At 72.3% G+C, this 26,203-nt stretch carries 22 protein-coding genes; 8 read left to right on the top strand and 14 right to left on the bottom strand.

Features of this window, described 5'->3' with window-relative positions:
* Nucleotides 1–33: 33 nt before the first annotated feature.
* The gene (locus CLM62_RS42090) at nt 34–333 is read right to left on the bottom strand and encodes a YkvA family protein (protein WP_095755163.1); all 300 of its coding nucleotides are present in this window, start codon (nt 331–333) and stop codon (nt 34–36) included.
* 284 nt (nt 334–617) lie between these two features.
* On the opposite strand from CLM62_RS42090, the gene CLM62_RS42085 reads away from it, so the two are divergent.
* Complete coding sequence (locus CLM62_RS42085; RefSeq protein WP_257004408.1) at nt 618–1,736, top strand: hypothetical protein; 1,119 nt, start codon at nt 618–620, stop codon at nt 1,734–1,736.
* 122 nt (nt 1,737–1,858) lie between these two features.
* Here CLM62_RS42085 and CLM62_RS42080 read toward each other — a convergent pair whose 3' ends face one another.
* Entirely contained in the window at nt 1,859–3,037 is a 1,179-nt protein-coding gene (locus CLM62_RS42080) for a hypothetical protein (RefSeq protein ID WP_095755162.1), read from the bottom strand.
* A gap of 336 nt (nt 3,038–3,373) precedes the next feature.
* On the opposite strand from CLM62_RS42080, the gene CLM62_RS42075 reads away from it, so the two are divergent.
* Nucleotides 3,374–3,892, top strand: a complete 519-nt coding sequence (locus CLM62_RS42075) for a hypothetical protein (protein WP_095755161.1) — start codon at nt 3,374–3,376, stop codon at nt 3,890–3,892.
* Nucleotides 3,893–4,030: 138 nt separating this feature from the next.
* Complete coding sequence (locus tag CLM62_RS42070) at nt 4,031–5,029, top strand: zinc-dependent alcohol dehydrogenase family protein (protein WP_095755160.1); 999 nt, start codon at nt 4,031–4,033, stop codon at nt 5,027–5,029.
* Nucleotides 5,030–5,094: 65 nt separating this feature from the next.
* Here CLM62_RS42070 and CLM62_RS42065 read toward each other — a convergent pair whose 3' ends face one another.
* The 4 genes from CLM62_RS42065 to CLM62_RS42050 all read right to left on the bottom strand — a co-directional run bounded on the left by CLM62_RS42065 (nt 5,095) and on the right by CLM62_RS42050 (nt 12,800).
* Entirely contained in the window at nt 5,095–6,459 is a 1,365-nt protein-coding gene (locus CLM62_RS42065; protein ID WP_095755159.1) for an FAD-dependent oxidoreductase, read from the bottom strand.
* Nucleotides 6,460–6,589: 130 nt separating this feature from the next.
* Nucleotides 6,590–9,373, bottom strand: a complete 2,784-nt coding sequence (locus tag CLM62_RS42060) for a SpoIIE family protein phosphatase/ATP-binding protein (protein WP_179382459.1) — start codon at nt 9,371–9,373, stop codon at nt 6,590–6,592.
* 251 nt (nt 9,374–9,624) lie between these two features.
* Entirely contained in the window at nt 9,625–12,138 is a 2,514-nt protein-coding gene (locus CLM62_RS42055; RefSeq protein WP_095755158.1) for a SpoIIE family protein phosphatase, read from the bottom strand.
* Between the two features lie 167 nt (nt 12,139–12,305).
* Complete coding sequence (locus CLM62_RS42050) at nt 12,306–12,800, bottom strand: lamin tail domain-containing protein (RefSeq protein ID WP_095755157.1); 495 nt, start codon at nt 12,798–12,800, stop codon at nt 12,306–12,308.
* A 113-nt stretch (nt 12,801–12,913) separates the two neighbouring features.
* Here CLM62_RS42050 and CLM62_RS42045 point away from each other — a divergent pair, with 113 nt between their 5' ends.
* Nucleotides 12,914–14,470, top strand: coding sequence for an MFS transporter (locus CLM62_RS42045; protein ID WP_095755156.1), 1,557 nt, complete (start codon nt 12,914–12,916; stop codon nt 14,468–14,470).
* Nucleotides 14,471–14,510: 40 nt separating this feature from the next.
* The gene (locus CLM62_RS42040; protein WP_095755155.1) at nt 14,511–15,356 is read left to right on the top strand and encodes an NAD(P)-dependent oxidoreductase; all 846 of its coding nucleotides are present in this window, start codon (nt 14,511–14,513) and stop codon (nt 15,354–15,356) included.
* A 72-nt stretch (nt 15,357–15,428) separates the two neighbouring features.
* Here CLM62_RS42040 and CLM62_RS42035 read toward each other — a convergent pair whose 3' ends face one another.
* Entirely contained in the window at nt 15,429–16,625 is a 1,197-nt protein-coding gene (locus CLM62_RS42035; protein ID WP_095755154.1) for a cytochrome P450, read from the bottom strand.
* A 153-nt stretch (nt 16,626–16,778) separates the two neighbouring features.
* On the bottom strand, nt 16,779–17,243 hold the full coding sequence (locus tag CLM62_RS42030) for a hypothetical protein (RefSeq protein WP_095755153.1): 465 nt from the start codon (nt 17,241–17,243) through the stop codon (nt 16,779–16,781).
* 204 nt (nt 17,244–17,447) lie between these two features.
* On the opposite strand from CLM62_RS42030, the gene CLM62_RS42025 reads away from it, so the two are divergent.
* Both CLM62_RS42025 and CLM62_RS42020 read left to right on the top strand, forming a co-directional pair.
* Nucleotides 17,448–18,017 carry a hypothetical protein gene (locus CLM62_RS42025; RefSeq protein WP_095755152.1) on the top strand — a complete coding sequence of 190 codons (570 nt, stop codon included), beginning with the start codon at nt 17,448–17,450 and terminating at the stop codon, nt 18,015–18,017.
* Nucleotides 18,018–18,164: 147 nt separating this feature from the next.
* Nucleotides 18,165–18,593 carry a DUF2267 domain-containing protein gene (locus CLM62_RS42020; RefSeq protein ID WP_095755151.1) on the top strand — a complete coding sequence of 143 codons (429 nt, stop codon included), beginning with the start codon at nt 18,165–18,167 and terminating at the stop codon, nt 18,591–18,593.
* A gap of 2 nt (nt 18,594–18,595) precedes the next feature.
* Here the strand turns inward: CLM62_RS42020 and CLM62_RS42015 are convergent, their stop codons facing one another.
* From CLM62_RS42015 to CLM62_RS41990, 6 genes are all read right to left on the bottom strand, one after another.
* Nucleotides 18,596–19,042 (bottom strand): ATP-binding protein, encoded by a 447-nt coding sequence (locus CLM62_RS42015; RefSeq protein WP_257004407.1) that lies wholly within the window; start codon nt 19,040–19,042, stop codon nt 18,596–18,598.
* Between the two features lie 38 nt (nt 19,043–19,080).
* On the bottom strand, nt 19,081–19,398 hold the full coding sequence (locus tag CLM62_RS42010; protein ID WP_095755149.1) for a DUF2795 domain-containing protein: 318 nt from the start codon (nt 19,396–19,398) through the stop codon (nt 19,081–19,083).
* A gap of 115 nt (nt 19,399–19,513) precedes the next feature.
* Nucleotides 19,514–20,770 (bottom strand): MFS transporter, encoded by a 1,257-nt coding sequence (locus CLM62_RS42005; RefSeq protein ID WP_257004406.1) that lies wholly within the window; start codon nt 20,768–20,770, stop codon nt 19,514–19,516.
* Between the two features lie 458 nt (nt 20,771–21,228).
* Nucleotides 21,229–21,792: a hemerythrin domain-containing protein gene (locus CLM62_RS42000; protein WP_095755147.1), complete on the bottom strand. Its 564-nt coding sequence runs from the start codon at nt 21,790–21,792 to the stop codon at nt 21,229–21,231.
* 84 nt (nt 21,793–21,876) lie between these two features.
* A complete protein-coding gene (locus CLM62_RS41995; protein WP_095755146.1) occupies nt 21,877–22,365 on the bottom strand; it encodes a hypothetical protein in 489 nt (162 codons plus the stop codon).
* Nucleotides 22,362–24,851 carry a molybdopterin oxidoreductase family protein gene (locus tag CLM62_RS41990; protein ID WP_095755145.1) on the bottom strand — a complete coding sequence of 830 codons (2,490 nt, stop codon included), beginning with the start codon at nt 24,849–24,851 and terminating at the stop codon, nt 22,362–22,364. Before CLM62_RS41990 ends, CLM62_RS41995 begins: the two co-directional genes overlap by 4 nt.
* A gap of 156 nt (nt 24,852–25,007) precedes the next feature.
* Between CLM62_RS41990 and CLM62_RS41985 the strand changes: the two genes are divergently transcribed.
* Complete coding sequence (locus tag CLM62_RS41985; protein WP_095755144.1) at nt 25,008–26,192, top strand: amidohydrolase; 1,185 nt, start codon at nt 25,008–25,010, stop codon at nt 26,190–26,192.
* The last annotated feature ends 11 nt before the right edge of the window (nt 26,193–26,203 follow it).

The raw sequence follows: 26,203 nt of genomic DNA, 5'->3' as shown, positions 1-26,203 counted from the left end.
GAGTTATACGAATCGAACGGATGAATGGTTGCCTTACGGTACGTAGTCATGGTCCGAGCGGGGGCCGGCGCCTGTCGGGGAGCCTCGCAGGGAGCGCAGCGCGAGGAGCAGGACGCCGATGTCGTCCAGGTACACCGGGTCCGGCAACACGTCGGTGGGCAGTACGAAATACAGCAGGGCGCCCCAGAAGACCCAGCGCGGCCCGGTCGGCAGTCCCGCACGCCGCAGACTGCGCCGGGCCCGGACCAGCCGGACCAGCAGCAGGACGGCGACGGCCAGTGCCAGTGCCGCGAGAAGCGCGACGACGACGATGACTGCTGTGGTCGAATCCACGGCGGCCTCCTCAAGCCGATGCGCCGCGATGCGTGCGCTGCTTGTCGAATTCCCTTATTTGGCGCCCACATAGCCTGCCGGAGCGTCCAGTACGTCCGAACGCCTGTCAGAACGTCGGCGCCGACCGGCCGGTGCGGGGCCCCGCGCACGGCGGGGCAGGCGCTCATCCCTGTGGATCACCCGGGTGGCGCGCCGCGGCGGGGACGCCTAGTAATGGTCGTCAAACGTCGCGTGTCGCGCGTCGGGGCGCCAAGAGCGGCCGCACTCTTTCCCTGGAGCAGAGCATGACCACCGGCTTTTCATCAGCCCAGTCGAACAAAGCCGATATACCCCACACCGAACCGACCGTCACCAACGACCCGGTCGAATCCGTCGCCATCACCAACCCGGTCGAGTCCGCCGCCACCGACGACCCGGTTGAGTCCGCGTACGGCGATCCGGTCGACGAACTGGTGCGTGCCGCCGTGGCGGACCGGCCGCTCGAGGACATCGCCCACCTCATCACGCTGTTGGAGCAGTCACCCGAGTACGCCGAGGCCACGATCGCCGCACTCCGCGCGGTCGGCGCGGGCCGGACCGTCGAGGACGTCACCCGGCTGGTGGCCCTGTTGACCCGGCCGCCGCGCGACGCCGCCGGCGCGGACGAGGCGATCCGCGCGGCGGCCGAGTGGCGGCACGTGGCGGAGGTGAGCCGGCTGCTGGAGTCGCTGCACCGGACACCGCTGGAACCCCACCGCGGTGAGGAGGCGGTGCGGCCCGCCGCCGGCGGGTCGGTGGAGGAGCTGGTGGACCTGACAGGTCGGCTCGCGGAGGAACGGCAGGCCCGCGCGGACCTGCCGGAACCCGAGCCGGAGCCGGCACCGCCGACGGAGGGGACCGAGGAACTGCCAGGGGAGGACGGTGACCCGCTGCCCGTCCGCGAGGTCCGCAGGACCACCCGTCCCGCGCAACCTCGGCGGTACCGGGTGGCGGAGCGGGCGCCGAGCCCCGCGTACCGGCCGGTCTGGCTGGTCGTCCTGGCGCTCGCCGTGTGCGGAGCGCTCAGTTTCCCGCTGCGCCGCGACGGCGAGTCCGTCCGGGTCTACGGGTTGGCCCTCGCGGTGTCGGCCGCGTGCGTGCTCCTGGCGCTGTTGCTGACCGTACGGCCGACCGGCCCGTTGCTCGTCGCGGCCGTCGTGCTGCCGGCCGCGGTGGCCGCGGTGCAGTTGTTGGAGGAGAGGGCGCGTTCCGCAGGCCTGTCCCGGGCGCTGGATCTGATGCTGGCCCCTGCCTCGCTCGTCGGCCCGGTCGCCGTATGCGCGTCTCTGGCGGCGTTGACAGCCCTGATCGCGCGTCTGGCCTGGCAGCGGCAGACGGACCCGCCGCTCCGTCCGATGGCTGAGGCCCACCGTTCGGCGGACTGACCCGGCGACCCGCGAGGTGCGTGCCGAGTATGTTCCTCGACTTCCGTCAGCTGCGGGACTCCTCGTCCCCCAGAGGCCGGACAACGGCCGTGAAAGCCTCGTAGGCGGAGCAGGTGACCTGACTATCGGTCGGAGCGGTCCGCCCCGCCGTCGGCGTCGCCTTCCTCACGCGGGCCGGGCGTGGGACGCAGGGCCTTCGCGGTACCTCTGAGCCGGTCCAGCGTCCGGCTCAGTTGCTGGAGCGGGGACGCGGGGTGCCCGACGGGCGGCTGCGATTGTACGGGGATGGAGGCCGCGTTCTCGCGGTACGCGGCCAACGCCTCGTGGGCCGCTTCGGCGGCCTCCCGGTACAGGTCCCGGGACTTGGTCATCGCTTCCAGCGCCTCGGCGTACATGGCCACGAGGGCGCGCTCCCGGGCGAGTTCCTCTTCGAGCGTCAGCAGCCGCCACTGCTCCCGCAGCGCGGTGACGGCGTCCTCGGCGCCGTCGGGGAACGGCCTCGGCGACGCGACGTACCGCGTCAGGGCCTCGATCAGTTCGGAGGGCTCCGAGCCGTCGAGGAAGACAGTGCGTACGGAGAAATCGTCGCCGGTGTACTCGGGCGGGGCCGGATGCCCGGGCAGGACGATGGCCCCGCCGCGCGGTACCTCCACGCCGATGCCCCGCAGGGCCCAGTTGACGGCGCGCAGTTGGTGCGGTGCGGCGCGGTGCTCCACCACACGGTGCCGCAGGCTCACCGGCAGCAGCCGGGCCAGCGGCAGCAGACCGCGTTCGTCCGGTGTCATCGCCTCGTGCACGACGACGTTGACGGCCCAGCTGCCGCGTACGGCGTCCCGCAGCACGCGCCGCATGGCCTTGTCGTCCGAGGGGAGCCGGTTGACGTCCCCCAGGCGCAGGCCGGTGGCGGCGTCGTGGTCCCAGTCGGCGTCCGGCTCCTCGGGCCAGAACATGGTCGCGGGGGAGGGCCACCGCTGGTCCCACGGGCGTTCCGCCTCCGCCGCCAGCACCCATTCCTGGCCGTCGTCCGAGGCGGGCGCGAGCGTGAGCCGGGCGCGTACGGTCACCGTCTCGGCGACCCGCCAGCGGGCCTCGAGGACGAGCTCCCCCAAGTCCCCGGAGCTGCCCGAGTCCCCGGCGTCCTCGGCCTCGGACGGATCGCGGTAGTCGTCGATGGTGCCGCTGTCCTTGAGCTGCCGCAGACGGCGCAGGAGAGCGTCCCGCGGGGCGGGTCCGACATGGCGGCCACGGGCCAGCCACACCGTGGGGGGCATCGTGGCGCGGACGCTGGTGGAGGTCGGCATGAGTCCATGTGGGGATGGGGGCACGTGTGAGATCCATTATCGCTGCCGACCGTGCCGAAGATCACGCGGGGGGTCCCCGACCCCCGTCCGCGGGAGGCCGACCGGCCCGGTTGACGGCATCCGCACACGGGAGGCGCACGCCGCACTCGGGGCGCGAACTGGCCACTCCGGAAGGCATATGTTCACGCGTGTCCCCGCTGCGGCACCCCCACCACAATGACTCACCGAACAGGGCCCGCCCACCATCCGCATCGGGGCGGGTCCTGTTCACCTTCGGCGTGTCGTGCACCGGGCCCGGACATCAGCTCGGCGTACGACCGCCGGCGCCTCGCCCGCGTGTCCGTGCTGATCGCCGCACTGCCCACGCTCTGGCCGCTCCTCGCTCCGCTGATGACCACATGGGTTCCGCCGGAGCCCGCGTACGCCACCGCCGCCGCGCTGCCGGCGCTCGCGCTCTGCGCGGGCCAGCATCGCGACGCCCCGCCGGCGTCCCTGCCTTTCGGCTCGCCCGGAATCGTGTTCATGGCCTGCTGCGTGGTGATGGGCGCCTCCGTCGTGCTGCTGCCCACCGTGGCCGACGCGGTCTGGGCCCCGGCCACGTGCTTCGCCGTCGGCGCGCTCGGCTGGCTGCTGTGGCGCACCCGCCGCAGGGACCGGAGCGGCGCCGGAGGCGGCGTCGCCCTGGCCGTACTCGGCCTGCTGCTCCTCGCGGTGCGCCTCGCCGCGCTGTACCCGTGGCTCGACGTCCCCCTGCCCGCCGTGGTCCTCGCCGGTGCCCTCGCCCATGTCGGCGTCCTGGCGCTGCTGGTCGCGGCACTGGCCGTCGTGGGAGGGCGCGATCTCGCCGCACGCTGACTCCTGTGGCGGTCATTGAGGTAGGGCGGCCATCGAAGTACGACAAATGTCGAAGTTTGACAGTCGTCGTACTTTCGGTTTGAGTGGGGTGCGGCGGCTCGTCCGCGCCGCCGTCACCGCACGGATGGGGGATGACCGATGGTCAGGACAGTGCGCTTCCATGAGCTCGGCGGGCCGGAGGTGCTGCGGCTGGAGGACGTGGAGCTCGGCGAGCCCGGTCCCGATGAGTTGCTGATCCGGGTGGACGCGATCGGCCTCAACCGTGCCGAGGCGCTTTTCCGTGGCGGCCGGTACATCGAGCCGGTCAAGGAGCTCCCCGCCCGGCTCGGAGCCGAGGCGGCGGGCGTGGTCGAGGCCCTCGGCGCGCGGGTGACGGGGTTCGAGGCCGGTCAGGCGGTCAGCGTCGTCCCGGCCTTCTCGATGAACGACTACGGCGTCTACGCCGAGCGCGCGATCGTCCCCGCCGCCGCGGTACTGTCCCGGCCCGAGGGGCTCGACGCCGTCGCGGGCGCCGCGGTGTGGATGCCGTACCTGACGGCGTACGGCGCACTGGTCGAGGTCGGCGGGATGCGGGCCGGGGACACCGTCGTGCTGACCGCCGCCTCCAGCGGTGTGGGGCTGGCGGCGATCCAGGTCGCCCGGCGCGTCGGAGCGGTACCGATCGCCACGACCCGCACCGGTGCCAAGCGGGAAGCGCTGCTGAGCGCCGGCGCCGCCGAGGTGATCGTCACCGACGACGAGGACGTGGTGGAGCGTGTGCTCGGCGCGACCGCCGGGCGAGGCGCGGAGTTCGTCTTCGACGCCGTCGCGGGCCCGGGAGTGCTGAACCTCGCTCAGGTGGTCGCCCCGGGCGGCACGTTGTTCCTGTACGGGGCGCTGAGCGGCGAGGCCACCCCCTATCCGTGGTTCGAACTCGGCATGCCCGCGCTGAACATGCGTACCTACACCGTCCATGAGACCACCAGGGATCCGCGGCGGCTGCGCCGGGGCGAGGCGTTCGTCGCCTCCGGTCTGGGCTCCGGTGCCTTAGCTCCCGTCGTGGACCGGGTGTTCGGCCTGGACGAGATCGTCGAGGCGCGCCGCTATCTGGAGGCGGGCACCCAGGTGGGGAAGATCGTGGTCGCCGTCGACCACTGAGGTGGAGTGGTGACAGCGGCACGGCGGGTCCGGAGCATCGGGTCCGGACCCGCCGTGTTCGGCTGTTACGCGCCGCTCGCCTTCAGCATGTCCTCGCGCTCGACGATCTTCACCCGCTCACGGCCCTGCGGCTCGCCCAGCGCCTTCTCGGCGGCGTCCAGCCGGTACCAGCCGTCCCAGGTGGTGAAGCGGACGTTGCGCTCGGCGAGGAACGCGTCCACGGCCTCGGGGGCGGGCGAAGCCGGCGTGTGCAGACGGTCGTTCGCGAAGTCGTCCAGGAGGTTGGACACCGTCTCGTTGGCGTCGCCCTTGGTGTGGCCGATCAGGCCCACGGGGCCGCGCCGGATCCAGCCGGTGACGTACGTCGACTGCAGGTGCTCGCCGCTCTCCTGGATGACCCGGCCGCCCTCGTCCGGGACCGTGCCCGAGTCGATGTCCCAGGGCAGCTTGGGCAGCTTGTCGGACAGGTAGCCCACGGCACGGTAGATCGCGGTGACGTCCCAGTCCTTGAACTCGCCGGTGCCCTTGACGTTTCCGGTGCCGTCCAGGGCGGTGCGCTCGGTGCGCAGGCCGACGACCTTGCCGTCCTCGCCGAGGATCTCGGCCGGCGACTCGAAGAAGTGCAGGAACAGCTTGTGCGGACGGTTCCCGACGTCGCGGATGGCCCAGTTCTCCAGGGTCTTGGCGACCATGTCGGCCTGCTTGTTGCCGCGCCGGGTCTCGATCGAGCCCTCGTCGTAGTCGATGTCCTCGGGGTCGACGATGACCTCGATGTTGGGGGAGTGGTCCAGCTCGCGCAGCTCCATCGGGCTGAACTTCGCCTGCGCCGGGCCACGGCGGCCGAACACATGGACTTCCAGCGCCTTGTTGGCCTTCAGGCCCTCGTGGACGTTCGGCGGGATCTCCGTCGGCAGCAGCTCGTCCGCGGTCTTGGCGAGGATGCGCGCCACGTCGAGCGCGACATTGCCGACGCCGAGGACGGCGACCTTCTCGGCCTCCAACGGCCAGGTGCGCGGCACGTCCGGGTGGCCGTCGTACCAGGAGACGAAGTCCGCCGCGCCGTAGGAGCCGTCGAGGTCGATACCGGGTATGGACAGCTCCCGGTCGGCCGTCGCGCCCGTGGAGAAGATCACGGCGTCGTAGAACGCGCGCAGGTCGTCCAGGTTGATGTCGGTCGGGTAGTCGACGTTGCCGAAGAGGCGGATCTGCGGTTTGTCGAGGACCTGGTGGAGGGCCGTGATGATGCCCTTGATGCGGGGGTGGTCGGGGGCGACGCCGTAGCGGATCAGTCCGAACGGTGCCGGCATCCGCTCGAAGAGGTCGATGGACACACCGGGGTCGGCGGCCACGTCGGACTTGAGCAGTGCGTCGGCGGCGTAGATCCCGGCGGGGCCGGCTCCGACGATGGCTACCCGCAGGGGGCGGGGCATGATCAGGTTCCCTTCGAGCGGCGATAGATCGACTCGACGGGAAGCCTAAACTAAGGCAAGCCTAAGTCGGTACGCGGGTCCGGTCTATGAGCTCATAAGGTCACTTTATGAGCGCCTGTCATGAGGGGATTTATGAGGGAAGGGACTGTTCCGCCCAGATGACCTTGCCCGCGGGTGTGTAGCGGGTGCCCCAGCGCTCGGCGAGCTGCGCGACCAGGAACAGGCCGCGTCCTCCCTCGTCCGTCATGGCCGCGTACCGCAGGTGGGGCGAGGTGCTGCTGCTGTCGAAGACCTCGCAGATCAGGGTGCGGTCGTACATCACGCGGACGTGGATGGGGTCACCGCCGTAGCGGATCGCGTTGGTGACGAGCTCGCTGACGATCAGCTCCGTGGTGAACGTCACCTCGTCCAGTCCCCACCGGGCCAGCTGCCGGGTGATCGAGGCGCGGGCCTCGGCGACGGCCGCCGGATCCGACGGCACCCGCCACTCGGCGATCCGGTCGGCGGGCAGGGCCCGGGTGCGCGCCACGAGCAGGGCGACGTCGTCGCTCGGCCGGGCCGGAAGCCGGGAGTCGAGGACGGCCCGGCAGGTGTCCTCGGGAGACTTGCCGGCCCGCTCCAGCGCGGTGCGCAGCCCTTCGAGCCCTACGTCGATGTCGTGCTCCCGGTCCTCCACGAGCCCGTCCGTGTAGAGGACGAGGCGGCTGCCCTCAGCCAGTTCGAGGTCGGCCGTCTCGAACGGCAGGCCCCCGAGGCCGAGCGGGGGACCGGCGGGCACGTCCGGGAACTCCACGCTGCCGTCAGGATGTATCAGGGCCGGCGGCGGGTGGCCGGCGCGGGCGACCGTGCAGATCCGGGAGACCGGATCGTAGACGGCGTACAGACAGGTCGCGCCGGTGACCGGGGCGCTGCCGCCCTCCTCCGTCTCGTCCTGGTCGATGCGTCCGACCAACTCGTCCAGCAGCGCGAGCAGTTCGTCGGGCGGCAGGTCCAGGGCCGAGAAGTTGTGCACCGCCGTCCGCAGCCTTCCCATGGTGGCCGCGGCGTGCAGCCCGTGGCCGACCACGTCCCCCACCACGAGCGCCACGCGGGCGCCCGACAGCGGCAGTACGTCGAACCAGTCGCCGCCCACGCCCGCCTGCGCCGGCAGATACCGGTAGGCGATCTCCAGGGCGTCCTGCTCGGGCAGCGTGCGGGGCAGCAGACTGCGCTGCAGCGTCACCGCCATGCTGTGCTCGCGTGTGTAGCGGCGCGCGTTGTCGATGGAGACAGCCGCCCGGGCGACCAACTCCTCGGCGAGCGCCACCTCTTCCGCGTCGAACGGCTCCGGCTTCTCGCACCGCCAGAAGCTGACCACCCCGAGCACCAGGCTGCCCGCGCGCAGCGGCACGGTGATCAGCGAGTGGATGCCGTACTCCACGATCTGGGCGGAGCGCTCGAGGTCCTGTGCCTGCCAGCCCACCGCCTCGCCCAGACGCGGCTCGATGACGGCCTGCCCCGTCCTGAGGCTGCGGGCCTGCGGAGAGGAGTCGACGAGACGGATCTGCTGCCCCAGCGGATAGAGCGGGGCGTCCTTGCGGATCCCGCCCCTCGCCGTACGACGCAGCGTCGTCGCCCCTTCCGGCTGCCCGCCGCTGAGGACTGCGTCGAACAGGTCCACGGTGGCGAAGTCCGCGAACCGCGGGACGGCGAGTTCCGCCAGTTCCTCCGCGGTGCGGGTCACGTCGAGACTCGTCCCGATGGCCACACCGGCGTCGTACAGCATGTTGAGGCGTTCCCGAGCCGCCTCGGCCCGGCCTGAAAGTGCCCGCAGCTCCGTGGAGTCGCGCAGGGTGGCGACGCTGCCGGGCGGGCCGCCCTCGCTGTCGGTGGGCCGCTGGTTGATGGCCAGCAGCCGGTCCTTGACCAGGTGCACCTCGTCCGTGGCCATCCGCCCGGAGGCCAGCAGGCCGGCCGTTTCGGGGGTGAGGCCGAGGTCCCGCACATGCTTCCCCTCGGCGTCCTGCGGCAGGTCGAGCAGGCGGTGCGCCTCGTCGTTGGCGAGCAGGAGGGTGCCCTCGCCGCCGACGATGAGCACTCCTTCGCGTACGGCGTGCAGTACGGCGTCGTGGTGCTCGTACATCCGCGTCATCTCGTGCGGGCCCAGGCCGTGCGTCTGGCGCAGCAGCCGTCGGCTCACCAGCGCGGTGCCCCCCGTGGCCAGGGCGAGTCCCGCCGCGGCGGCGAGCAGCACGAGCGGCATCTGCCGGTTCGCGGCGCCGCCCACATTCGCGGTCGTGATGCCGGCCGAGACCAGGCCCACGACCGAGCCGTCGGGCGCCCTGACCGGCACAACGGCCTGCACCAGCGGGCCGATCGTGCCCGTGATCTCCTCGGTCACCGTCCGTCCGGCGAGTGCCGGTGCGATGGTGCCGACGAACTTCTTGCCGATGCGGTCCGGTTTGGGATGGGAGTAGCGGACGCCGTCGGTGTTCATGACGACGATGAAGTCCACCTTCGTCGCCTTGCGGGCCGCCTCGGCCCGTGGTTGGAGCACCGCCGACGGGTCGGGGCCGCGCAATGCTTCTACGGTGCCAGGTGCGTTGGCGAAGGCCTCGGCCACGGCGACGGAGCGGTTGCGGGCCTCCTGCGTGGTGTCGTGCCGGACTTGGAGCACGAGGGCCACCACCGCGGCCACGACCAGCAGCAGCACGATCACCACTTGCAGGACGAACACCTGTCCGGCGACGCTGCGGCCGCTCAGCGCCGACCGCAACCGGCTTGCTGCGTGCGGCCGTGGGGTGAGCGGACTGCCGGGGATGCGCCGCGCTCGCCGCTCGGGCGCTCTTGGGGCGCGGTCGGGCGCGTGCGAGGGGCGCGGACCGCTGGGACGACGGGGCGACCGGGTCCCGGATCGCCCCAAGAGTCGGACCATGTGCCCATGTCTACACTGCCGGGCCTCTGGAGGCGAGGGGCGTCACAGGGGGTGACGGACCTCGCTCGGTCGGCGGCTCGGGGTGGAGGTCGGCGCCGGGTGTTGCAACGACCACTGGAACTCAAGCCCGTCCCATCCCCAGGGGCTTCGCCCCTCCGCCCTGGGCCCCGGGCCTGTGCCCACCCACCACCCGACTCGGTCGGCCAAGAGGTGGCCCTCGTCCTGGGTTCCGCCCCAGACCCGCATTTCCTTCACCGTGCCGGTCGGCGGGCCGCCAGGAGGAGGGCTATGTCGTCGGGGCGGTCTACCGTGTGGCGGGCCGTTGCGGTGAGCTTGTCGGCCACGCCTGCCAGTGAGCGGCCGCCGGGGCGGGCCGCGGGGGCGCCGGTCCTGGCCAGGGCCACCCGCAGTGCGCTGATGCCGTCGTCGATGTCGCCGCCGGGCCGTTCGACCAGGCCGTCGGTGTACAGCGCCAGGATCGCGCCGGGGTCCATCCGCAGTTCCGCCACGGGGTAGCGGGCACGGGAGTCCACCCCGAGCACGACCCCGCCGGGCAGGTCCAGGACGTGGGTGCGGCCCTCCGGGAGGCGCAGCAGCGGTGGCGGGTGCCCGGCCCGGGCCACCCGGGCCAGACCGGTGGCGGGGTCCAGCCGGATGTAGCAGCAGCTCGCGAAGAGCCCGGGATCGAGGTCGATGAGGAGGTGGTTGGTGCCGCTCATGACCTCGTCGGGCGGCCGGTCGCCGAGCGCGAACGCCCGGACGGCGCTGCGCAGTTGACCCATCGTCGCCGCCGCCTGCACCCCGTGCCCCTGCACGTCGCCGATGACCAGGGCCAGGCCGTCCCCGGCCTCGACGACGTCGTACCAGTCCCCTCCGACGTCCATGCCCTGGGTCCCGGGCAGATAGCGTCCGGCGGTCTCCACCCGCGGATGCGTCGACAGGCGCCGGGGGAGGAGGGCCTGCTGCAGTCCGCGGGCGAGCGCGGCCTCGGTCTCGTAGCGCTGCGCCTTCTCCAGGGCGTGCGCGATGAGCCCGGCCAGCGCGGTGAGCACCGTGCGCTCCTCGGTGCTGAAGCTGCGGGGCCGGTCGAAGCCCAGGATGCAGGAGCCGACCGGGCGGCCGGAGGCGATCAGGGGCAGGAAGGCGCGGGCTCCCTCCGTCGCGTCCAGCGGGATGCCGGGGTAGGCGGCGGTCAGCTGCTCCATGGAGTCGAAGAAGAGCGGGCGCCCCGTGGTGAGCGTCTCGACGCCCGGCAGGTGCGCGTCCAGTCCCACACCCTCGAAGGGGGCGAGGAACCCTTTCGGGAAACCGTGCTCCCAGGCCAGGTACAGGTGCCTCTCCTGCATCAGGTAGATGGCGAGCCGGCGACCGCCGAACGCGGGCAGTAGTTCCTGCATGACCACGGCGGAGACCTGCCGGGCGGTGACGGCCTCGGTGAGCGCGATGGCCAGGGCGATGGGCCGGTACGGGGACGCCGTCGTGGCGTTCGCGCCGCCGTCCGACCCCTCGACGTGGGCGAGCGTGGGCTCGGCGGGGCTGTCCGCCATCCGGTCGGCGGGGCGGGCGGTGCACGTGAGGATGTCGGGGCCGGAATACAGGGACAGGGCCAGCCAGTCGCCTTCCTCCGGCTGCGGGGCGGGTTCCTTGTCGCCCGGCGGGCGGCGGACGTGGCAGTGCACGGGCCCGTGGGAGAGCAGGGCGGCCCGCAGATGCTCCTCGAAGGCGGGCTGGTAGAGCCACGGCACGCCGTCCCACAGCGGACGGCCGAGGAGTTCGGAGCGCGGGCGGCGCAGCAGCTGTGCGGCACGCGGATTGGCGTAGACGATCTGCCCCAGCCGGTCCAGGCAGAGCACGCCCTCGGGGAGCAGGTCGGCCGCCGCGTCGGCCACCCCGGCGGGGCCGGGTTCGAGGACGATGCCGCTGACGGAACGGACACCGTACGGTCCCGGGGCCACGTGCTGAGCGCCCCACAACTGGAGCAGCCGGGGTGTGCCGTCCGGGGTGCGCACGGGCAGCGGCAGGGGCGGTGGCCGTCCGGCGGCGGTCTGCCGCAGCAGATCGAGGACCTGGTGTGGCGCGTCAGGGGCCACGGCGGCCGCGAGCGCCGACGCGTCCGTGAGCGCGCTTCCGGGCGGCAGGCCCAGGAGGGCGGGAAGGTGCGGGTCGGTGGTGAGGACTCCGGTCTCCGGGTCCCAGCTGAACCGCGCGACGCGTGCCGTGAGAGGTTCCGTGGCCGGTGGGCGCACGCATACCGGCTCGTCGTCCCAGGTCACGGGCGATCCGTGGCGCTCCAGACGGTGCAGGGCCACGCCCAGGCGTTCGGCCAGCCGTGCCGTGCGGTCGCGCTGCGCCAGTACCTCGGCGGCGTCCGGGGCGGGCACGCGCAGGACGGTCAGGACACCGTAGGTCGTCGACCCGTGGGTGACGGGCACATGGATCGAGCCGAACGGAAACGGCAGACCGGCCGCGAACTGGGGGTAGCGGCGCATGGTTTCCGTGGCGTTCGGCAGCACCACCTGAACCCCGAGCCGACAGGCGTCGGCGACCGGGAAGGGGCGGTCGACGTGGACCTGCCACCATGGGCGGAACAGCGGCCCGGGCAGGCCCGACAGCGAGGCCAGTTGCAGCAGTCCGGGCGTGCCGGAACGCAGGTAGACGCCACCGGCGTGGCCGTCGGCCGCGTCGATCGCCTCCGCCGCGACCTCGGTCAGCAGCGCGGCCAGCCGCCCGGGCGTCGCGTGTTCGCTCCCGGCGCTCCCACTCATCGGCCTACCCCATCCGTGCGCCGCCGCCCGGACGACGCCACAGCCAGAATGCGCCACGTGCGCCCCTGCCCGCATCCGCTAGGGCCTGTCCGGCGGATCAGGTCGCAGACGCGGGGCCTGGCAGGCCGAGGCCCGCCCGGTGGTCCCGGGCGGGCCGTGCCGGTCCGTCAGCCGTGGAAGTTGATGTAGCCGTTGCGGTCGGGGTCGGAACCGGTCTTGGTGTACGAGTGCACGTCGGCCTTGCTGCCGGACGGCTTGTACACGTAGATCGTGTCCTTGTCGTTGTTCCACATGAAGTTGCAGTTGTCGCGGTAGACGACGTTCTTCGCGTCGGAGTCGGTGCCGTTGCCGCCGCGCAGCTTCACGTAGTCGCCGGGCTGGAGCTGGTGGATCGCGGTGAACTTGAAGCGGTTGCCGGCGGCGTCCTTGACGACGTAGCCCTTGAGGTTCACGGTCGCCGTGGACGAGTAGTTCTTGATCGTCAGGTACTCGTCCTTGGTGTTGCCGGTGGAGCAGTTGTTGCGATCCGTGCCGGGTGCGTCGTACTGGACACCCTTGATCTTCAGCGCCGACGAGTATTCGGCGGCCTGCGCCGGCGTGGCGGCCATCGCGGCTATCGAGCCGGCAGCGGCGGCGGTCGCCAGGACATGGCGTATACGCATGGGAAATCCCCCCAGTTGTGCGAATGGAGCGCGAGGAGCCTACACGCCTGGTGAAGCCACGGTGACTAAAGGGTGCGGAAAGTGTGAAGGGTCGTGGGTGGCGGCACGTGCGTATGCCGGTGGCGCGGGATACCCGTCAGGGGGCGAGAGGAGCGCGCGTGGGCGTCGAGACACAGGCGGGCGGGCAAGGAGACGGCCCGGCGGACGCGGCCGAAGGAGCCGACCCCAGGCGGTGGAAGGCGCTGTGGGTGACGCTCGTGGCCGGATTCATGAGCCTGCTCGACGTGACCATCGTCGCGGTGGCACTGCCGTCCATGCAGCGGGACCTGCACGCGTCGGCGCCCGCCATCCAGTGGGTGGTCTCCGGCTACGCCCTGGCGTTCGCCCTCGTCCTGGTCACCGCGGGACGGGTGGGCGACGCGATCGGCCGCCGCCGGATCTTCCTGCTGGCGCTCACGGCGTTCGTGGTGTGCAGCGCGGCGGCGGGCGCGGCTCCCACGATCGCGCTGCTGGTCGTGGCAAGGCTGGCGCAGGGCGTGGCCGCGGGCTGCCTCGCTCCGCAGAACTCCGCCCTGATCCAGCAGATGTTCCGGGGCGCCGAGCGCGGCCGGGCATTCGGCCTCTTCGGCGCCACCGTCGGCATCTCCAGTGCCGTCGGCCCGGTCGTCGGCGGACTCGTCCTCGCGCTCGCGGACGGGCCGCAGGGCTGGCGCTGGATCTTCTACGTCAATGTCCCGGTCGGCGTGATCGCGCTCGTGCTGGGACTTCGGTTGCTGCCCGAAGTGGCCCCCGGCCGCGGCGAACGGCTCGACCTGCCGGGCGTCGCGCTGCTCGGCTGCGGCGTGCTGGCGGTCATGCTGCCCTTGGTCCTGGCGGAGTCCGGCGGTGTCCGAAAACTGTGGTGGCTCTTCCTTGTGGGAGCGGCGTTTCTCGTGGCCTTCGCACGGTGGGAGCGCCGGGTCGCCGCGCGAGCCGGACAGCCGTTGCTCGACCCCCGGTTGGTCACCGAGACGCGCGGCTACACCGCCGGGGCCGCCATCGCCACCCTGTACTTCGTCGGCTTCAGCGGCGTGTGGCTGGTATTCGCCCTCTACTTGCAGAACGGCGAGGGGTATTCGCCGCTGCTGTCCGGTCTCGCGGTGACACCCTTCGCCCTCGGGTCCGCCGTGGCCGCGCTGGTGGCCGGGCGTCTGGTGGAGCGGCTGGGCCGGCTGCTGACCGTGTGGGGACTCGCCGCCGTGGCACTCGGGCTGGGCGGGGCGGTACTGATCCTGCGGTTCGCGCCCGAGGACATCGCGGTGTGGTGCGCGGCCCCCGCGCTGTTCGTCGGCGGCATGGGCAGCGGCTGCGTCATCTCCCCGAACGTCACGATGACCTTGCGGGACGTGCCGGTGCGGATGGCGGGTGCGGCGGGAGGCGCACTCCAGACCGGACAGAGGCTCGGCGGGGCCGTCGGTACGGCCGCCCTGCCCGGACTGTTCTACATGGTGCTGGGCGCCGACGGCGACGCCTACCGCTCTGCGGTCGCCATCGCCGTCGGCTCCGCAATCGTGCCCGTGCTGTGCGCACTCGGGGTGGCGGTGCGCGACTGGCTGCGGGATCGCAGGGCGCGGCGGTGGGCCTGCCCGCCCGAGGTGTCCCACAGCCCCGTACACGCGAGTCAGAGCTGATCGATCCCCTCTTATATCGATCCCCTTATAGGGTCCCGGCATGGTTGATGCGGACGTGGGGATCTTGCACCCCGGTGCCATGGGAGCGCAGGTGGCCGCGCAGGCCGTGGCGGCCGGCGCGAGGGTCTGGTGGCTGCCGCGCGGGCGTTCGGCCGCCACGCGGGAACGGGCCGCCGAGCTGGGGTTGCGGCCTGCCGGCAGCATGGGCGAGCTGACCGCCCAGTGCACGGTGGTCCTGAGCGTCTGCCCTCCGGCGGCCGCCCTCGACGTGGCCCGTCAGGTGGCGGCGGCCGGGTTCAGCGGTGTGTACGTCGATGCCAACGCTGTCAGCCCCGGGCGCATGGCCCAGATCGCCGAGGTGTGGGACGGCACGGGGGCGAGGCTGGTCGACGCGGGCATCACCGGGCCGCCTCCCCGCCAGGCCGGGACCACCCGGCTGTATCTGTCGGGTGACGACGTGACGGTGGCCCGGGTCCGCGCGTTGTTCGACGGCACTGTGTTGACCCCGGTCGTCCTCGCCGGTCCGGTCGGCCGGGCATCGGCGCTCAAGCTGGCCTTCGCCGCCTACAACAAGATCTCGTACGCGCTCGCCGCCGAGGCCTGTGCCCTCGCCGACGGACACGGCGTCCTGGACGAGCTCCGTGACCTCGCCGCGCACCTGCTGCCCGGCACCCCGCTGGCCGGTCCGGAGCAGCTGGCGAGTGCGGGGCACAGGGCCTGGCGCTGGGAGCCGGAGATGCGGGAGATCGCCGAGGCCTGGCGCGGCGTCGGCCTGCCGGGTGCCTTCGCGGACGCCGCGGCGGAGACCTTCGAGCAGTGGCGGGACCACAAGGACGACCGGACCGTGACCAGTGACCGGTTGATCGCCGACCTCAGGGATCTGTAGGGCGATGTGGCGGACCGGGCCGGCGTGCCCGCCGACTCCGGCGAGCCGCGCGGCCGTACCGCTTTCTCGGTGTCATCGCCGGCGGGGAACGGTCACCGTCAAGTTCCTGATCTCGTACCCGCCGATGTCGTTGTTGAAGGACACGCGCGGCTCGGTGGCCATGCGCAGGCCGTCCAGCGCGAACAGCCGGCTGAGGAACACGTCGGCCTCCAGCAGGGCGACGTCCGCCCCCGGGCAGCGGTGCGGGCCGTCGCCGAAGGACAGGCCCGCCGGTCCCGGCCCGAGCACCAGGTCCCGGCCCGGCCGCAGCAGCCGCGCGTCCCGTCCCACGGTCCGCGGGTCGGTGTTGGCGTCGTCGACGAACAGCTCGATCAGCTCGCCCGGCCGGACCGGGACCTCGCCCGACGGCGTATGCAACGTGAGGGGAGCCGTCGCCCTGCGGCGCAGCCGTGCCACCACCGGCTCCAGCCGCAGGATCTCGCGCAGCACACCCAGCCGTTCCGGTTCATCCGCCGCGCGATAGCGGGCGAGGAGCTCCGCGTCGGTGAACAGGTGCCAGGCGGCGACACAGATGAACTCCCGCGTGGTGACCATCCCGGCCGCGGCGAACGTCAGGCACTCGCCGAGGATTTCGGCGTCCGAGCACCCTTCGGCCAGCAGATGGGAGATCAGATCGTCGCGCTCCTGGCGGCGGTGCGCGCGGATCGCGGGGCGAACGTCGGCGAGGTGGATGCGCAGCCAGTTCGCGTTCTGCCGCAGCAGCCAGTAGACGCCCAGCAGGCTGGTCAGCCCCGGCCGGCCGAACTCCTCGGGGAAGAAGCGTTCGAGCCGGGTGCGGATGCCCGGCCGGCTGTGGCGCAGACCGATGATGTCGCTCGCCACCGCGATCGCCACATTGAAGCTCAGCTCGGCCAGTTCGGCCTCACCGGCGGTACGCAGCGCCGTCAGCTGTTCCTCGGCGATGCGCACCATCAGCGTGCGGTAGTGCTCGTCGACGCGCCGCGGGGTGAAGAAGCGGGCGGTCTGCCGCCGCTGTTCCCGGTGCTCGGGTCCGTCCTGGTACAGGACCGGGCGGCGGACGCGCGGGGGCAGTTTCTCCACCGTCTCTATGCCGAGACCCGCCTGTGCCGTCTCCGTACTGCGCAGCACCGCCCGGGCGTTCGTGTAGTCGTGCACCTGCCAGATGCCGTCCGTGGCGCGGCCCACCGGACAGCCGGGCCGGCCGCCTCCCCGGTCCGTCTTGCGTGCGGACTCCTGCGCCTCGGCCATCAGGTCCCCTCTCCGCGCACCCGGTGGATCGCAACGGTTCAGGGCAGCAGTGTGGCCGGGGAACGGCGGTCCGCGAGGGCTCATTACCGGCCAGTCGGCGTCAGGGGCCCGCCACACCACAACCGAGGGTCGGTTTCGCCCCCGCTGGAACGCTCAGTTCCCCAGCGGATACGTCACCACAGAGGCGAGCCTCTCCGGCCGGTCGTCGGGGTAGGTGAGGGTCATCCGCGTGTAGTGCTGGAGCTGCGGGTGCTTCTTCCACGGCTCCGGCCGGTCGAGCCGTACGACGAGCGGATACGAGTGGAACGTGCCCGCCGCACAGTACGGATCGCAGTCGTTCACGACGTTGCGGCCCTTCGCCACCGCCGACTTGGCATCCCAGCGGGACCAATCGAGCGACGTCAGACGGCTGTTGCCGTCGCCGCAGGCGAGGATGAGGTCGGCGGGGCGTTCCTGGGGCTTGTGGAAACAGTCGACGAGCACAGGGTCCTCGGACCGCTGAGCCGCGAAATGGGCCGCCGACGGCGTCGCGGGGGTGGCGGAGGCCGTGCCCATGGCCGCGAGGAAAGCCGCGGCGCCACAGAGCGCGGCCGTCCTGGTCACCGCGAATTTCAGCATGCCCGCTCCCGACCGTTCGCTCCGTGCGGCTGTGCCGCTACCGACGGTACGACCGTGACGGGAGCCGCACCACTCGAAGGGAGCAACGGGGCGGATGTGGCCGAGGCCACGTCGCCGACGAGGTCCGGGTCATGTCCCCCCGATCGGACGTCGGGCTACCGTTGCAGTCCCTCTGTCCCCGGAAGCAGTTCGGACGGCCCGGCAGTGCTCGCAGACCTTTCCCCGCTGATCGCGGCGACCGCCCAGTGGCTGACGTGTGCCTACCCGTCGGGCGGCGGCGCGCTGGCCTCCGCCCTGTGCGAGGTGCAGGCGCGTCAGGCCGTGACGGTCGCGGCGTGGCTCAGGTACCCGACGCCGATGGACGCCGCCCTGGTCCACATGGCCGGCCCCGGCGGTTCCGCCCGGCTGGACTGGATCACGGGCGCGGACGGTGGCGGCACCGACGACAGCCACGGCCCCTGCACCCGCGACACCGACGACACCGACGACACTGACGACCGCGCCTGGCGCACCTGGGTCGACGAAGTCGTCGCGAGCTGGGCGGCCTGTCTGCTGACCGACCCGGAACTGGCCGACCTGGCGGTGGCCGCGGTCGCCGACGGCGGCCAGACGGCCGGTACGCCGGTCGAGTTCCGCCGCCTGATCGCGCCCGACGCCGCCGACCGCAGGGCGGCGGCACTGCTGCGCCACCCCGACCTCCTCGCTCCCGTGGCCGAACTGCACCACGCCCAGCTGCTGGAGCGCCTCCGGCCGGGACAGGCCCTCATCGCCTGAGGTCGAGTCGGCACCGCCTGCACGCCGCCCGCGTGTGAGGGGCGGCCCTGTGGTTACCCGGTCCACGGCACTTGAACTGCGGTAGGACAACCCCGTGAAGCACAGCGTCCCCTGTCACAGCACCAGGGCAGTGAAAGGAACGCGGACATGCGGCACGACGAAATCATCGGCAAAGTGCAGGCCCTTGCGCAGCTTCCGGATCGTGGGTCGGCCGAGCGCGCGACACAGTCGGTGCTGCGCACCCTGGCGGAAAGGCTGCCGACCGGGCTGGCCGACCACCTGGCCGCGCAGCTCCCGCCGGACCTGGCGGCGCACATCCGCGAGACGACCGCCTCGGCCACCTCGGAGGGACGGCCGAGCGGTGCGGGTGAGCCGTTCGACCTGACGGCTTTCGCCGGCCGGGTCGCGGTCCGGGCCGGTACCACGGAGGAAGCGGCGCTCCGGTACTCGGCTGCGGTCCTGGAGGTCCTCGACGCCGCTGTCTCACCTGAGGAGATGCGGAAGCTTACGGACGCCCTCCCCACTGACATCCGCGAGCTGCTGCCCACGGAACGTGCCGCCGAGCCGGGCGCCTGAGATCATGTACCGTCCGGCGTCGGCCTGACGCGGAATCCGCCACGGCCGTCGAACCGTACTTCCAGGACGGCGTCGAACCCGTCGGCCCGCGTAGGACGGCGCAATCGCTTCACCGTGGCATGGATACCGATGTCGGGTACACGGTCACGTCCCCACCGCGCGGCATTGCGCCGCAAGGAGCCCTCCGGATCGGGGGGAAACCAGTACGCGGTGACCGTCGCACCATGGGCGTGCGCGGCGGCGACCAGTGGCCTCCACTCCTCGGGAGAGGGATTGGTGTTGTCGATCGCCACCGATCTCCCCAAGGCCAGCGCCTCCTCCACCAGGCGCATCTGCCGGGCCTGCTTGTGGCGTGCAGCCCGCGGGAACAGGTCCTTGCCGACCAGCTCGTAGCGCCCGAGCAGGCGCTGCTCGTAGAACGTCGACTTCCCGGATGCCTGAAGCCCCACGAGTACAGCGACGTCCGGTGCGGACCCGTTCGGCGACGTCAGCGGTCCAGCTCCTCCTCCACCGGAGGCTTGGGCACCTCGCGGAGGTGCTGCGACATACCGGGTTTTCCGCCCTGGCGGGCCTGCTCGCCGCGTTGGGCCGGGCTGTGTCCCAGGTCCGAGTCGGGGTCGGTCCGTATGGAATGGGCGATGTCGTCACGATTGGTGTAGGTCTCCGGCGGGATACCGCGCAGAGCGGAGATCACCTCGCCGGAGGCACCGGCGGAACGGGCCGCTTCCAGCAGCTGGGTCTTGTCCGCGGGGAAGTCCACATCCTCCAGAGCGCCCAGCACATCGTGGACCGTCGCGTGCGCCATGGGAAACACTCCTCACTCAGGTCGGGCACGAACCTCCGCGTACCCGTGTCGGCTCCCGGCACACGAGGATTCCGTCGCCGAAGACGGACGGAGCAGGCCGTCGCGTTGCCGCCGCTCACGCCGCCGTGCTCAGCTTCGCCCGGTCCGCCACATCGCCCTCCTCGGTGCGCAGGACCACCGTCGGGGTCCGGCGGCGCCGCAGGAGGAAGCCGGCTCCGATCGAGCCGGCGATGATCAGTCCGCCGGTGACGAGGGCTCCGCGTGCCCCGGCCAGCTCCATGAGGAGACCCAGCGCGGGCGGCCCGCCCAGGCCCCAGACGGTGGAGATGCTGCCCCACACGCCCAGCACCCGTCCCCGCAGATGGGCGGGCGGGTCGGTCTGCAGGACGGACGTCCCGGCCGTGTCGGAGACGGACTCCACCACGGCCATCGGCAGAACGAGCACGAGCAGCACGGCCATCGACGGCGACAGCCCGGCCACCACCTGGAGCAACCCGCCCGCGGCGGCCAGGGTGCCCACGAGCCGCACCGAGGGGCGGCGCAGCCGGGCGCCGAGCACCGCGCCGAGGATGCCGCCGACGGCGAGGACGGTGGAGACCGTCCCGAACGCTCCGGCGCCGCCCGCGAGCGGCCCGGTGACCAGCACGGCCAGCGTCAGCCCGTAGTTGCGCCCGAAGACCGCGCTGATCCCGGTGACGCCGGCGAGGGCGACGAGACGCGGCCGGCGGGCGAAGAAGGCCAACCCCTGCCGCACGGTCATGTCGGCACCCGTGCCGCGCCGCCCGGCGGGTGCGCGCCCGACGGGCTTGCTGGGCGGGGCCGCACCGGGCGCCGGACGCAGGAACGGAATGACCGAGGCGACGAAGAGGAACGACAGCCCGTTGGTGGTGTACGCGGCGGCCGTGCCGAGGAAGCCCACCGTCACGCCGGCCAGGGCGGCCCCGAGCAGCCGGCCCGAGCTGTGCACGAGCGCGCCCACGCCGATCGCGGAGGGGACGTCCTCGGGCGGGACGAGGTCGTTGCCCAGCAGGGCGCAGGCCGGACCGTCGACGGTGGCGACGATGCCCGTCACGGCGGCCAGCACCATCAGGGAGGTCATGTCGAGCCGGTCCAGAGCCACGAGCAGCGCCATCACGAACGCGACCGTGCCCAGGAGGGCCTGGCTGACGGCGGCCGTCACCTTGCGGGGCAGGCGATCGACGGCCGCGCCGCCGAGCAGGCTCATGAGCAGCGCGGGCGCGGCCTGGACGGACATGGACAGCCCCGTCGCGGCGGCGGACCCGGTGATCTGGAGGACCAGCAGGTTCTGGACCGTGAGCTGCATCCACGTACCGGTGTTCGACACGAAGTTCGCGAAGGACCACCAGCGCATGCTGCGGTACCGAAGGGACCGCCACGGGGAGCGGGAGGCGCCGCCGGACGGCCTGGGGGAGGAATCCGGCGCAGGGGAGAGCGAAGCAGGAGAAGAAGGCACAGTGCGTTACTCGTAGACGAGTCGGAGGACTCAGTGGAGGTGTCGGCGAGAAGAGGGAACGCCGGCTGCGCTGCGCGGCTGCTCCTGAGAGCCGGGGTACGGCGCGGACCATCGTGGCAGAGGGGAGGGGTGAGTCGGTGCCGGTGCACCGTGCTCCACCGCCGTACGTCTTCCCAACCGTCCGGCGGGTTACGGCACTTGGCGCTCCGAGTGCGGTTGCTCACAGCGTCGGAGGGGGCACTGTTCCTGCGGCGCTTCCGTGCCGCACGTCACATCAGGTGCCGGTGAAAGACAGAGAAGGGCCCGTCGCCGTAGCGACGGGCCCTTCGGGACGGGAGCGGGTGCCGGTGTGGGTGTCAGACGGGCTTGCCGCGGCCGGTCAGCGCGTCCCGCAGGCGGTCGACGAGGCCGGCCCCCGGTGCCAGCAGCTTGTTGGCCGGAGGCTTGTCCGGCGCGGACGGGTGCGGCCGGGTCGGCGCGACCTTCTTGGCCATGCGGACCTTGTCGCCCAGGTCGTCGAGCGCGTCGGCGGGGCATGCCGCGCGCAGCTTGGGGAAGAGGTTCTCCTCCTCGTCGGCCACGTGCGAGCGGATCTCGTTCATCAGCATGCCGATGAGCCGGTCGAACTCGGGATCGTCCGCGTCGCAGTCCTCCAGGTCCTTCATGATCTGCTCGGCCCTGGAGTGGTCCTCGATCTCCTTGTCGGCCATCGCGTCCCCGTTCGGCACGTGCTCCCGCACGGCCGGGTAGAGGTAGGCCTCCTCGGCCACCGAGTGCCGTACGAGCTCCATGGTGGCCTGGTCGGTGTAGACCTTGCGGTCCTTGTCACCGGACGGGAGTGCCGCGATCCTGCCGAAGATGTCCTCGACCTCCCGATGATCGGTCACCAGTTCGTCGATGACGTTTCCTTCATGTCCCATGCCCTTCACCTCCAGCCAGGGGGCGGCGGCTCCGGGGCGGACCCGCCACGACCCCGAGTGCCCCGGGCTGTGCGTCCTACGCCGTCACGGACTCGTCAGGATCTGCGGCGACAGCTCTTTGATCAAGGTGTTGGTCCAGCGCATCTGGCGCAGCGTCTGCGGATGACACTCCGAAGCCAGGTCCAGCAGCTGGGTGTCCTTCGACGCCCGGGCGGCCTGGGCGAGCATCTCCCAGTGCAGCGAGTTCTCCGCGGCGGCCAGATGCAGTTCGCGCAGGTCACGCAGGAGCAGCAGCCCCGGCTCGGGCCGACGGCCCATGGCCTGCGACGCCTTGCTTCTGAGCGTGGCGAGGAGAGTGCCGGACGGGTCGTGCGGACCGCCGAGGTGCAGGCCGTGATCGGCGGCCATGGCGGCGAGCCGCCGTACGTGGGCGTTCGACCACGCGGCCAGGTCGGTGGCGACATGGTGGATCTCGTGCTCGACGGCGTGGCGCTCGGCCATGGCCACGAGGTCGTCCGCCAGTCGTCGTTCGCCGTGGTGCAGGACGCGCAGGGTGAGGGTGATGCCGTTCACGGGGTTCCTTTCCCAGGGGCGTCCCGGGCCGGTTCGGGCTCGCGGGCCGCGTATGCCGCCCGTCCGCCGGCGGTGGCCGACACGGAGCCAGGGACAGCCGGGGCCGACGCGGTCGTGGTGGGGGCCGGGGCACACGAGCCGTGGCCGCGTTCGACCAGGGTGACTGCGGCGGCGGCGGTCTTGAACAGCGGCTGCTTCGAGGCGGGGTCCCAGTCCGTGACCGTCGTCTCGTTCGCCGCTCGCCCCGGCCCGTCGCTGTCCGGCCCGTACCCCTCCTTGGTGTCCCAGTAGCCGTAGTGGAAGGGGACGAACAGCAGCCCCGGCCGGATGTCCGTCACCCGCACCCGTGCCCGCAAAGACCCCCGCGCCGTGCTGACCTCGACGAGGTCGCCCTCGCCCAGGTCGAGGCGGGACGCGTCCGCGCCGCAGACCTCCACCCACACCTCTGGCGCGGCGCGGTCGAGCTGGGGTGCCCGCCCGGTCTTGGTTCGCGTGTGGAAGTGGTAGAGCGTGCGGCCCGTCGACAGCTGGAACGGGTACCGCTCGCTCGGCATCTCGTGCGGCGGCACATAGGCGGCGGCCTTGATCACGGCCTTGCCAACCGGGTTGAGGCAGCGGTATTCCACCGCGCTGCTCGTGGCCCCGGTCTCCAGGTCCTTGCCGTAGCTCTCGCAGACGTCCGGGTGGGCCCAGCTGATGCCGTCGGTGTAAAGCCGCTCGGTTCCCTCCGGTGCCTGTTCGGTGCAGGGCCACTGGATGCCGCTGCCGCCGCGGAGCCTGTCGTAGGACAGCCCTGTGTAGTCGCAGGGACGGCCGGCGCTGCAGCGCTGCCACGCCTCGAAGGCCGCCTGGGGATCCCGCCAGCCGATCAGCGGCTCGCCGTCCTTGTCGCGGAAGTCCATCCGCCGGGCGTAGTCCAGGAAGATGTCCAGGTCGCTCCGTGCCTCGCCGGGCGGCTCGACCGCCTTCTCCGACAGATGCACCGTCCGGTCGGCGTTGGTGAGCGTGCCGGTCTTCTCGCCCCAGGTCGCGGCCGGCAGGACGACGTCGGCGAGCCGGGCGGTCTCCGTCAGATACAGGTCCTGCACCACCGTGAACAGCCGCTCCTGCCTCAGGACCGAGCGGATCCTGGCCAGTTCCGGCAGTGAGACGGCCGGGTTGGTGCCGGTGATCCACAGCATGCGGATCGAGCCCTGCTCGGCGTACCGGACCATCTGCATCGCGTGCGTGGGCGGCGCGTAGTGCGGGATCGTCGAGGTGTCGACGTTCCACACCCGCGCGAGGTCGGCGACGTGGGCGTCGTTCTGCCAGTTGCGGAAGCCCGGCAGGTCCCCGTTCGCACCGCACTCGCGGGTGTTCTGGGCGGTGGGCTGGCCGTTCATCTGCAGGACGCCGGCGCCCGGGCGGCCCAGCATGCCGCGGATCAGATGGAGGTTGTTCACCTGTACGGCGGCCGCCGTGGCCTGATGCGACTGGTAGACGCCCTGGAGCACCGTGGACAGCAACGCGTCCGCCGTACCGAGGATCTCGGCCGCCTCGGCGATCCGTGCGGCCGGAACGTCGCAGATGCGCGCCGCCCACGCGGGCGTGCAGTGGGCCACCCGCTCGGCCAGTTCCTCGAAGCCGACGGTGTGCGCCGCGACGAAGTCGCGATCGACCCGGTCGTGCCGGATCGTCTCGTGCAGCAGCGCGTTGAGCAGCGCCACATTGGTACCCACCCGGGGCGCGAGGTGCACCGTCGCGTGCCGGGCCACCCGCGTGGGCCGGGGATCCACGCACAGCAGCCGCGGCGGGTCGGCCCCCTCGAGCCGGTCCAGTACCCGCATCCACTGCACGTCCTGCGTCTCGGCCAGGTTGTGGCCGAACAGCGCGATCACATCGGCGTGGTCGAAATCGTCGTAACCGCCCGGCTGCCCGTCGCAGCCGAACGACTCCTTCAGCGCCTCCGCGGCCGTCGACGTGCACAGCCGGGTGTTGCCGTCGAGATGGTTCGTGCCGATCCCGGCCCGGGCGAGCACCGTCAGCGTGTAGTACTCCTCCAGGAACAGCTGACCGGTGGTGTAGAACCCGATCGATCCCGGTCCGCGCTCCTGCAGCAGCTCCCGAGAGCGGGCGGCCACCAGCTCCATCGCGGTGTCCCAGTCCGTCTCCGTCAACCGCTCGTCACGCCTGACCAGGGGCCTGGTCAGGCGGTCCGCGGCGGCGTTCGCCTGCCAGCCGAACAGATCCTTCGGCCCCAGCCTGCCGCGGTTGACCCGGTCCACGGCCCGGCCCCGCACGCCCGCCATACGGCCGTCGACGACGGCGATGTCCATGGCGTCGCCGTCGGAGTGCAGGATCGACGCCGACTGCACCCACTTCTGTACGCTGCCGGGCTCCACCCCGTCCGCCAGGTACGTGTCCACCCTTGCCGGCCATGGTTCATGACGCCCGTAGGGCGATCGGTCGCCCCACGGTTGCGCGATGCGGTCCGCGGAACCCTCCATGCCGCCCTCCCGGTGACGACCCCTGGCACTGACCGGCCCCGAGTACCCCCGGCCAAGGTCCGCCAACGTCGCCGAGCCGCCCGGTGGGCGTGGGCAAGGGCCGTCCTTGGGAACCCGCACGGTCGACGCAGGCGTACGACTCCCGGGGAGGCCGATGTGACCGACACCGTCGACGAGGTGCTCGCACGGGTGCACGCGGAGGTGGCCGACCGGGCGGAGCGGCTGTGGGCGGTGGGCTGCGCGCTGCACGCCGATCCGGAGTACGCCTTCGAGGAACACCGGGCCGCGGCACGGCTGTGCGCGGAGCTCGAACGGGAGGGTTTCGCCGTCGAGCGGGGCATCGCCGGACTGCCCACAGCCTTCACCGCGCGGGCGGGCACGCGGTCCCGGCCGGGGGTTGCCCTGCTCCTGGAGTACGACGCCCTGCCCGGTCTCGGACACGCCTGCGGCCACAACCTCATCGCCGCGGCCGGCCTGGGCGCGGCCCTCGCGGCCCGGGCCGTGCTGCCCGACGACGAGGGAACCGTCCGGGCGGTGGGCACGCCCGCCGAGGAAGGAGGTGGAGGGAAGATCATCGAGGCCGAGGCCGGGGTGTTCGACGGGCTCGACGCCGCGTTGATGTTCCATCCGGGGGTGTACAGCTGGCAGTGGGCGCCCCTGACCGCGCAGGCCCAGTACCGGGTCGCCTTCCACGGGCGCGCAGCGCACCCCACCGGAAACCCCACCGAGGGCATCGACGCCCTCGCGGCGCTCATCCAGCTCTTCAACACCCTCGCCGTGGTCGGACGGCGACTGCCTCGGAGCTCGCACGTCCAGGGCATCGTCACGGACGGCGGCCGGGCCACGAACGTCGTCCCCGAGTACGCGGAAGGCCTCTTCGGACTGCGCGCGGCGACGACCGCCGCCCTGGACGACCTGGCGGGCGAACTGCTCACCTGCGCGCAGGGCGTGGCCCGGGCGACGGCGACGACCGTCACGGTCGAACGCGCCACGCCCCGCTACGAGCACTTCCGCGACAGCGCGGTGCTGTCCGGACGGTTCGCCGGCCACCTGGCACGAGCCGGCATCGGGGTGACGCCTCCCGAACCGGGCGTGTACCTGGGCTCCTCCGACATTGGCAACGTCAGCGGGCGCGTGCCCGCCATCCACCCCTTCGTGGCGATCACGGATCCGCAGTGCTCCGACCACACACCCGAGTTCGCCGCCGCGGCGGGCTCCGACCGCGCCCGGCAGGTGATGCTGGCGGCCGCCGAGGCATTGGCCTGCACGGCGGTCGAGGTCCTGCTGCGCCCGGACGTGCGGGAGCGGGCCTGGCGAGACCTCGAGGCCGCCGCACCGTGAGTCGCCGGGCG

The organism is Streptomyces sp. SA15, from assembly GCF_002291145.1.
Lineage (GTDB): Bacteria > Actinomycetota > Actinomycetes > Streptomycetales > Streptomycetaceae > Streptomyces.
This window is presented reverse-complemented; position numbering and strand designations above follow the sequence as displayed.

Excerpts from the sequence above, each read along its gene's own strand:
- CLM62_RS42065 (WP_095755159.1), bottom strand. The coding sequence starts at position 6,459 with ATGCCCCGCCCCCTGCGGGTAGCCATCGTCGGAGCCGGCCCCGCCGGG.
- CLM62_RS42030 (WP_095755153.1), bottom strand. The coding sequence starts at position 17,243 with ATGCTGAAATTCGCGGTGACCAGGACGGCCGCGCTCTGTGGCGCCGCG.
- CLM62_RS42045 (WP_095755156.1), top strand. The coding sequence starts at position 12,914 with ATGCCGGTGGCGCGGGATACCCGTCAGGGGGCGAGAGGAGCGCGCGTG.
- CLM62_RS41990 (WP_095755145.1), bottom strand. The coding sequence starts at position 24,851 with ATGGAGGGTTCCGCGGACCGCATCGCGCAACCGTGGGGCGACCGATCG.
- CLM62_RS42080 (WP_095755162.1), bottom strand. The coding sequence starts at position 3,037 with ATGCCGACCTCCACCAGCGTCCGCGCCACGATGCCCCCCACGGTGTGG.
- CLM62_RS42070 (WP_095755160.1), top strand. The coding sequence starts at position 4,031 with ATGGTCAGGACAGTGCGCTTCCATGAGCTCGGCGGGCCGGAGGTGCTG.
- CLM62_RS42010 (WP_095755149.1), bottom strand. The coding sequence starts at position 19,398 with ATGGCGCACGCGACGGTCCACGATGTGCTGGGCGCTCTGGAGGATGTG.
- CLM62_RS42000 (WP_095755147.1), bottom strand. The coding sequence starts at position 21,792 with ATGGGACATGAAGGAAACGTCATCGACGAACTGGTGACCGATCATCGG.
- CLM62_RS42060 (WP_179382459.1), bottom strand. The coding sequence starts at position 9,373 with ATGGTCCGACTCTTGGGGCGATCCGGGACCCGGTCGCCCCGTCGTCCC.
- CLM62_RS42050 (WP_095755157.1), bottom strand. The coding sequence starts at position 12,800 with ATGCGTATACGCCATGTCCTGGCGACCGCCGCCGCTGCCGGCTCGATA.
- CLM62_RS42035 (WP_095755154.1), bottom strand. The coding sequence starts at position 16,625 with ATGGCCGAGGCGCAGGAGTCCGCACGCAAGACGGACCGGGGAGGCGGC.
- CLM62_RS42040 (WP_095755155.1), top strand. The coding sequence starts at position 14,511 with ATGGTTGATGCGGACGTGGGGATCTTGCACCCCGGTGCCATGGGAGCG.
- CLM62_RS42020 (WP_095755151.1), top strand. The coding sequence starts at position 18,165 with ATGCGGCACGACGAAATCATCGGCAAAGTGCAGGCCCTTGCGCAGCTT.
- CLM62_RS42055 (WP_095755158.1), bottom strand. The coding sequence starts at position 12,138 with ATGAGTGGGAGCGCCGGGAGCGAACACGCGACGCCCGGGCGGCTGGCC.
- CLM62_RS42005 (WP_257004406.1), bottom strand. The coding sequence starts at position 20,770 with ATGCGCTGGTGGTCCTTCGCGAACTTCGTGTCGAACACCGGTACGTGG.
- CLM62_RS42085 (WP_257004408.1), top strand. The coding sequence starts at position 618 with ATGACCACCGGCTTTTCATCAGCCCAGTCGAACAAAGCCGATATACCC.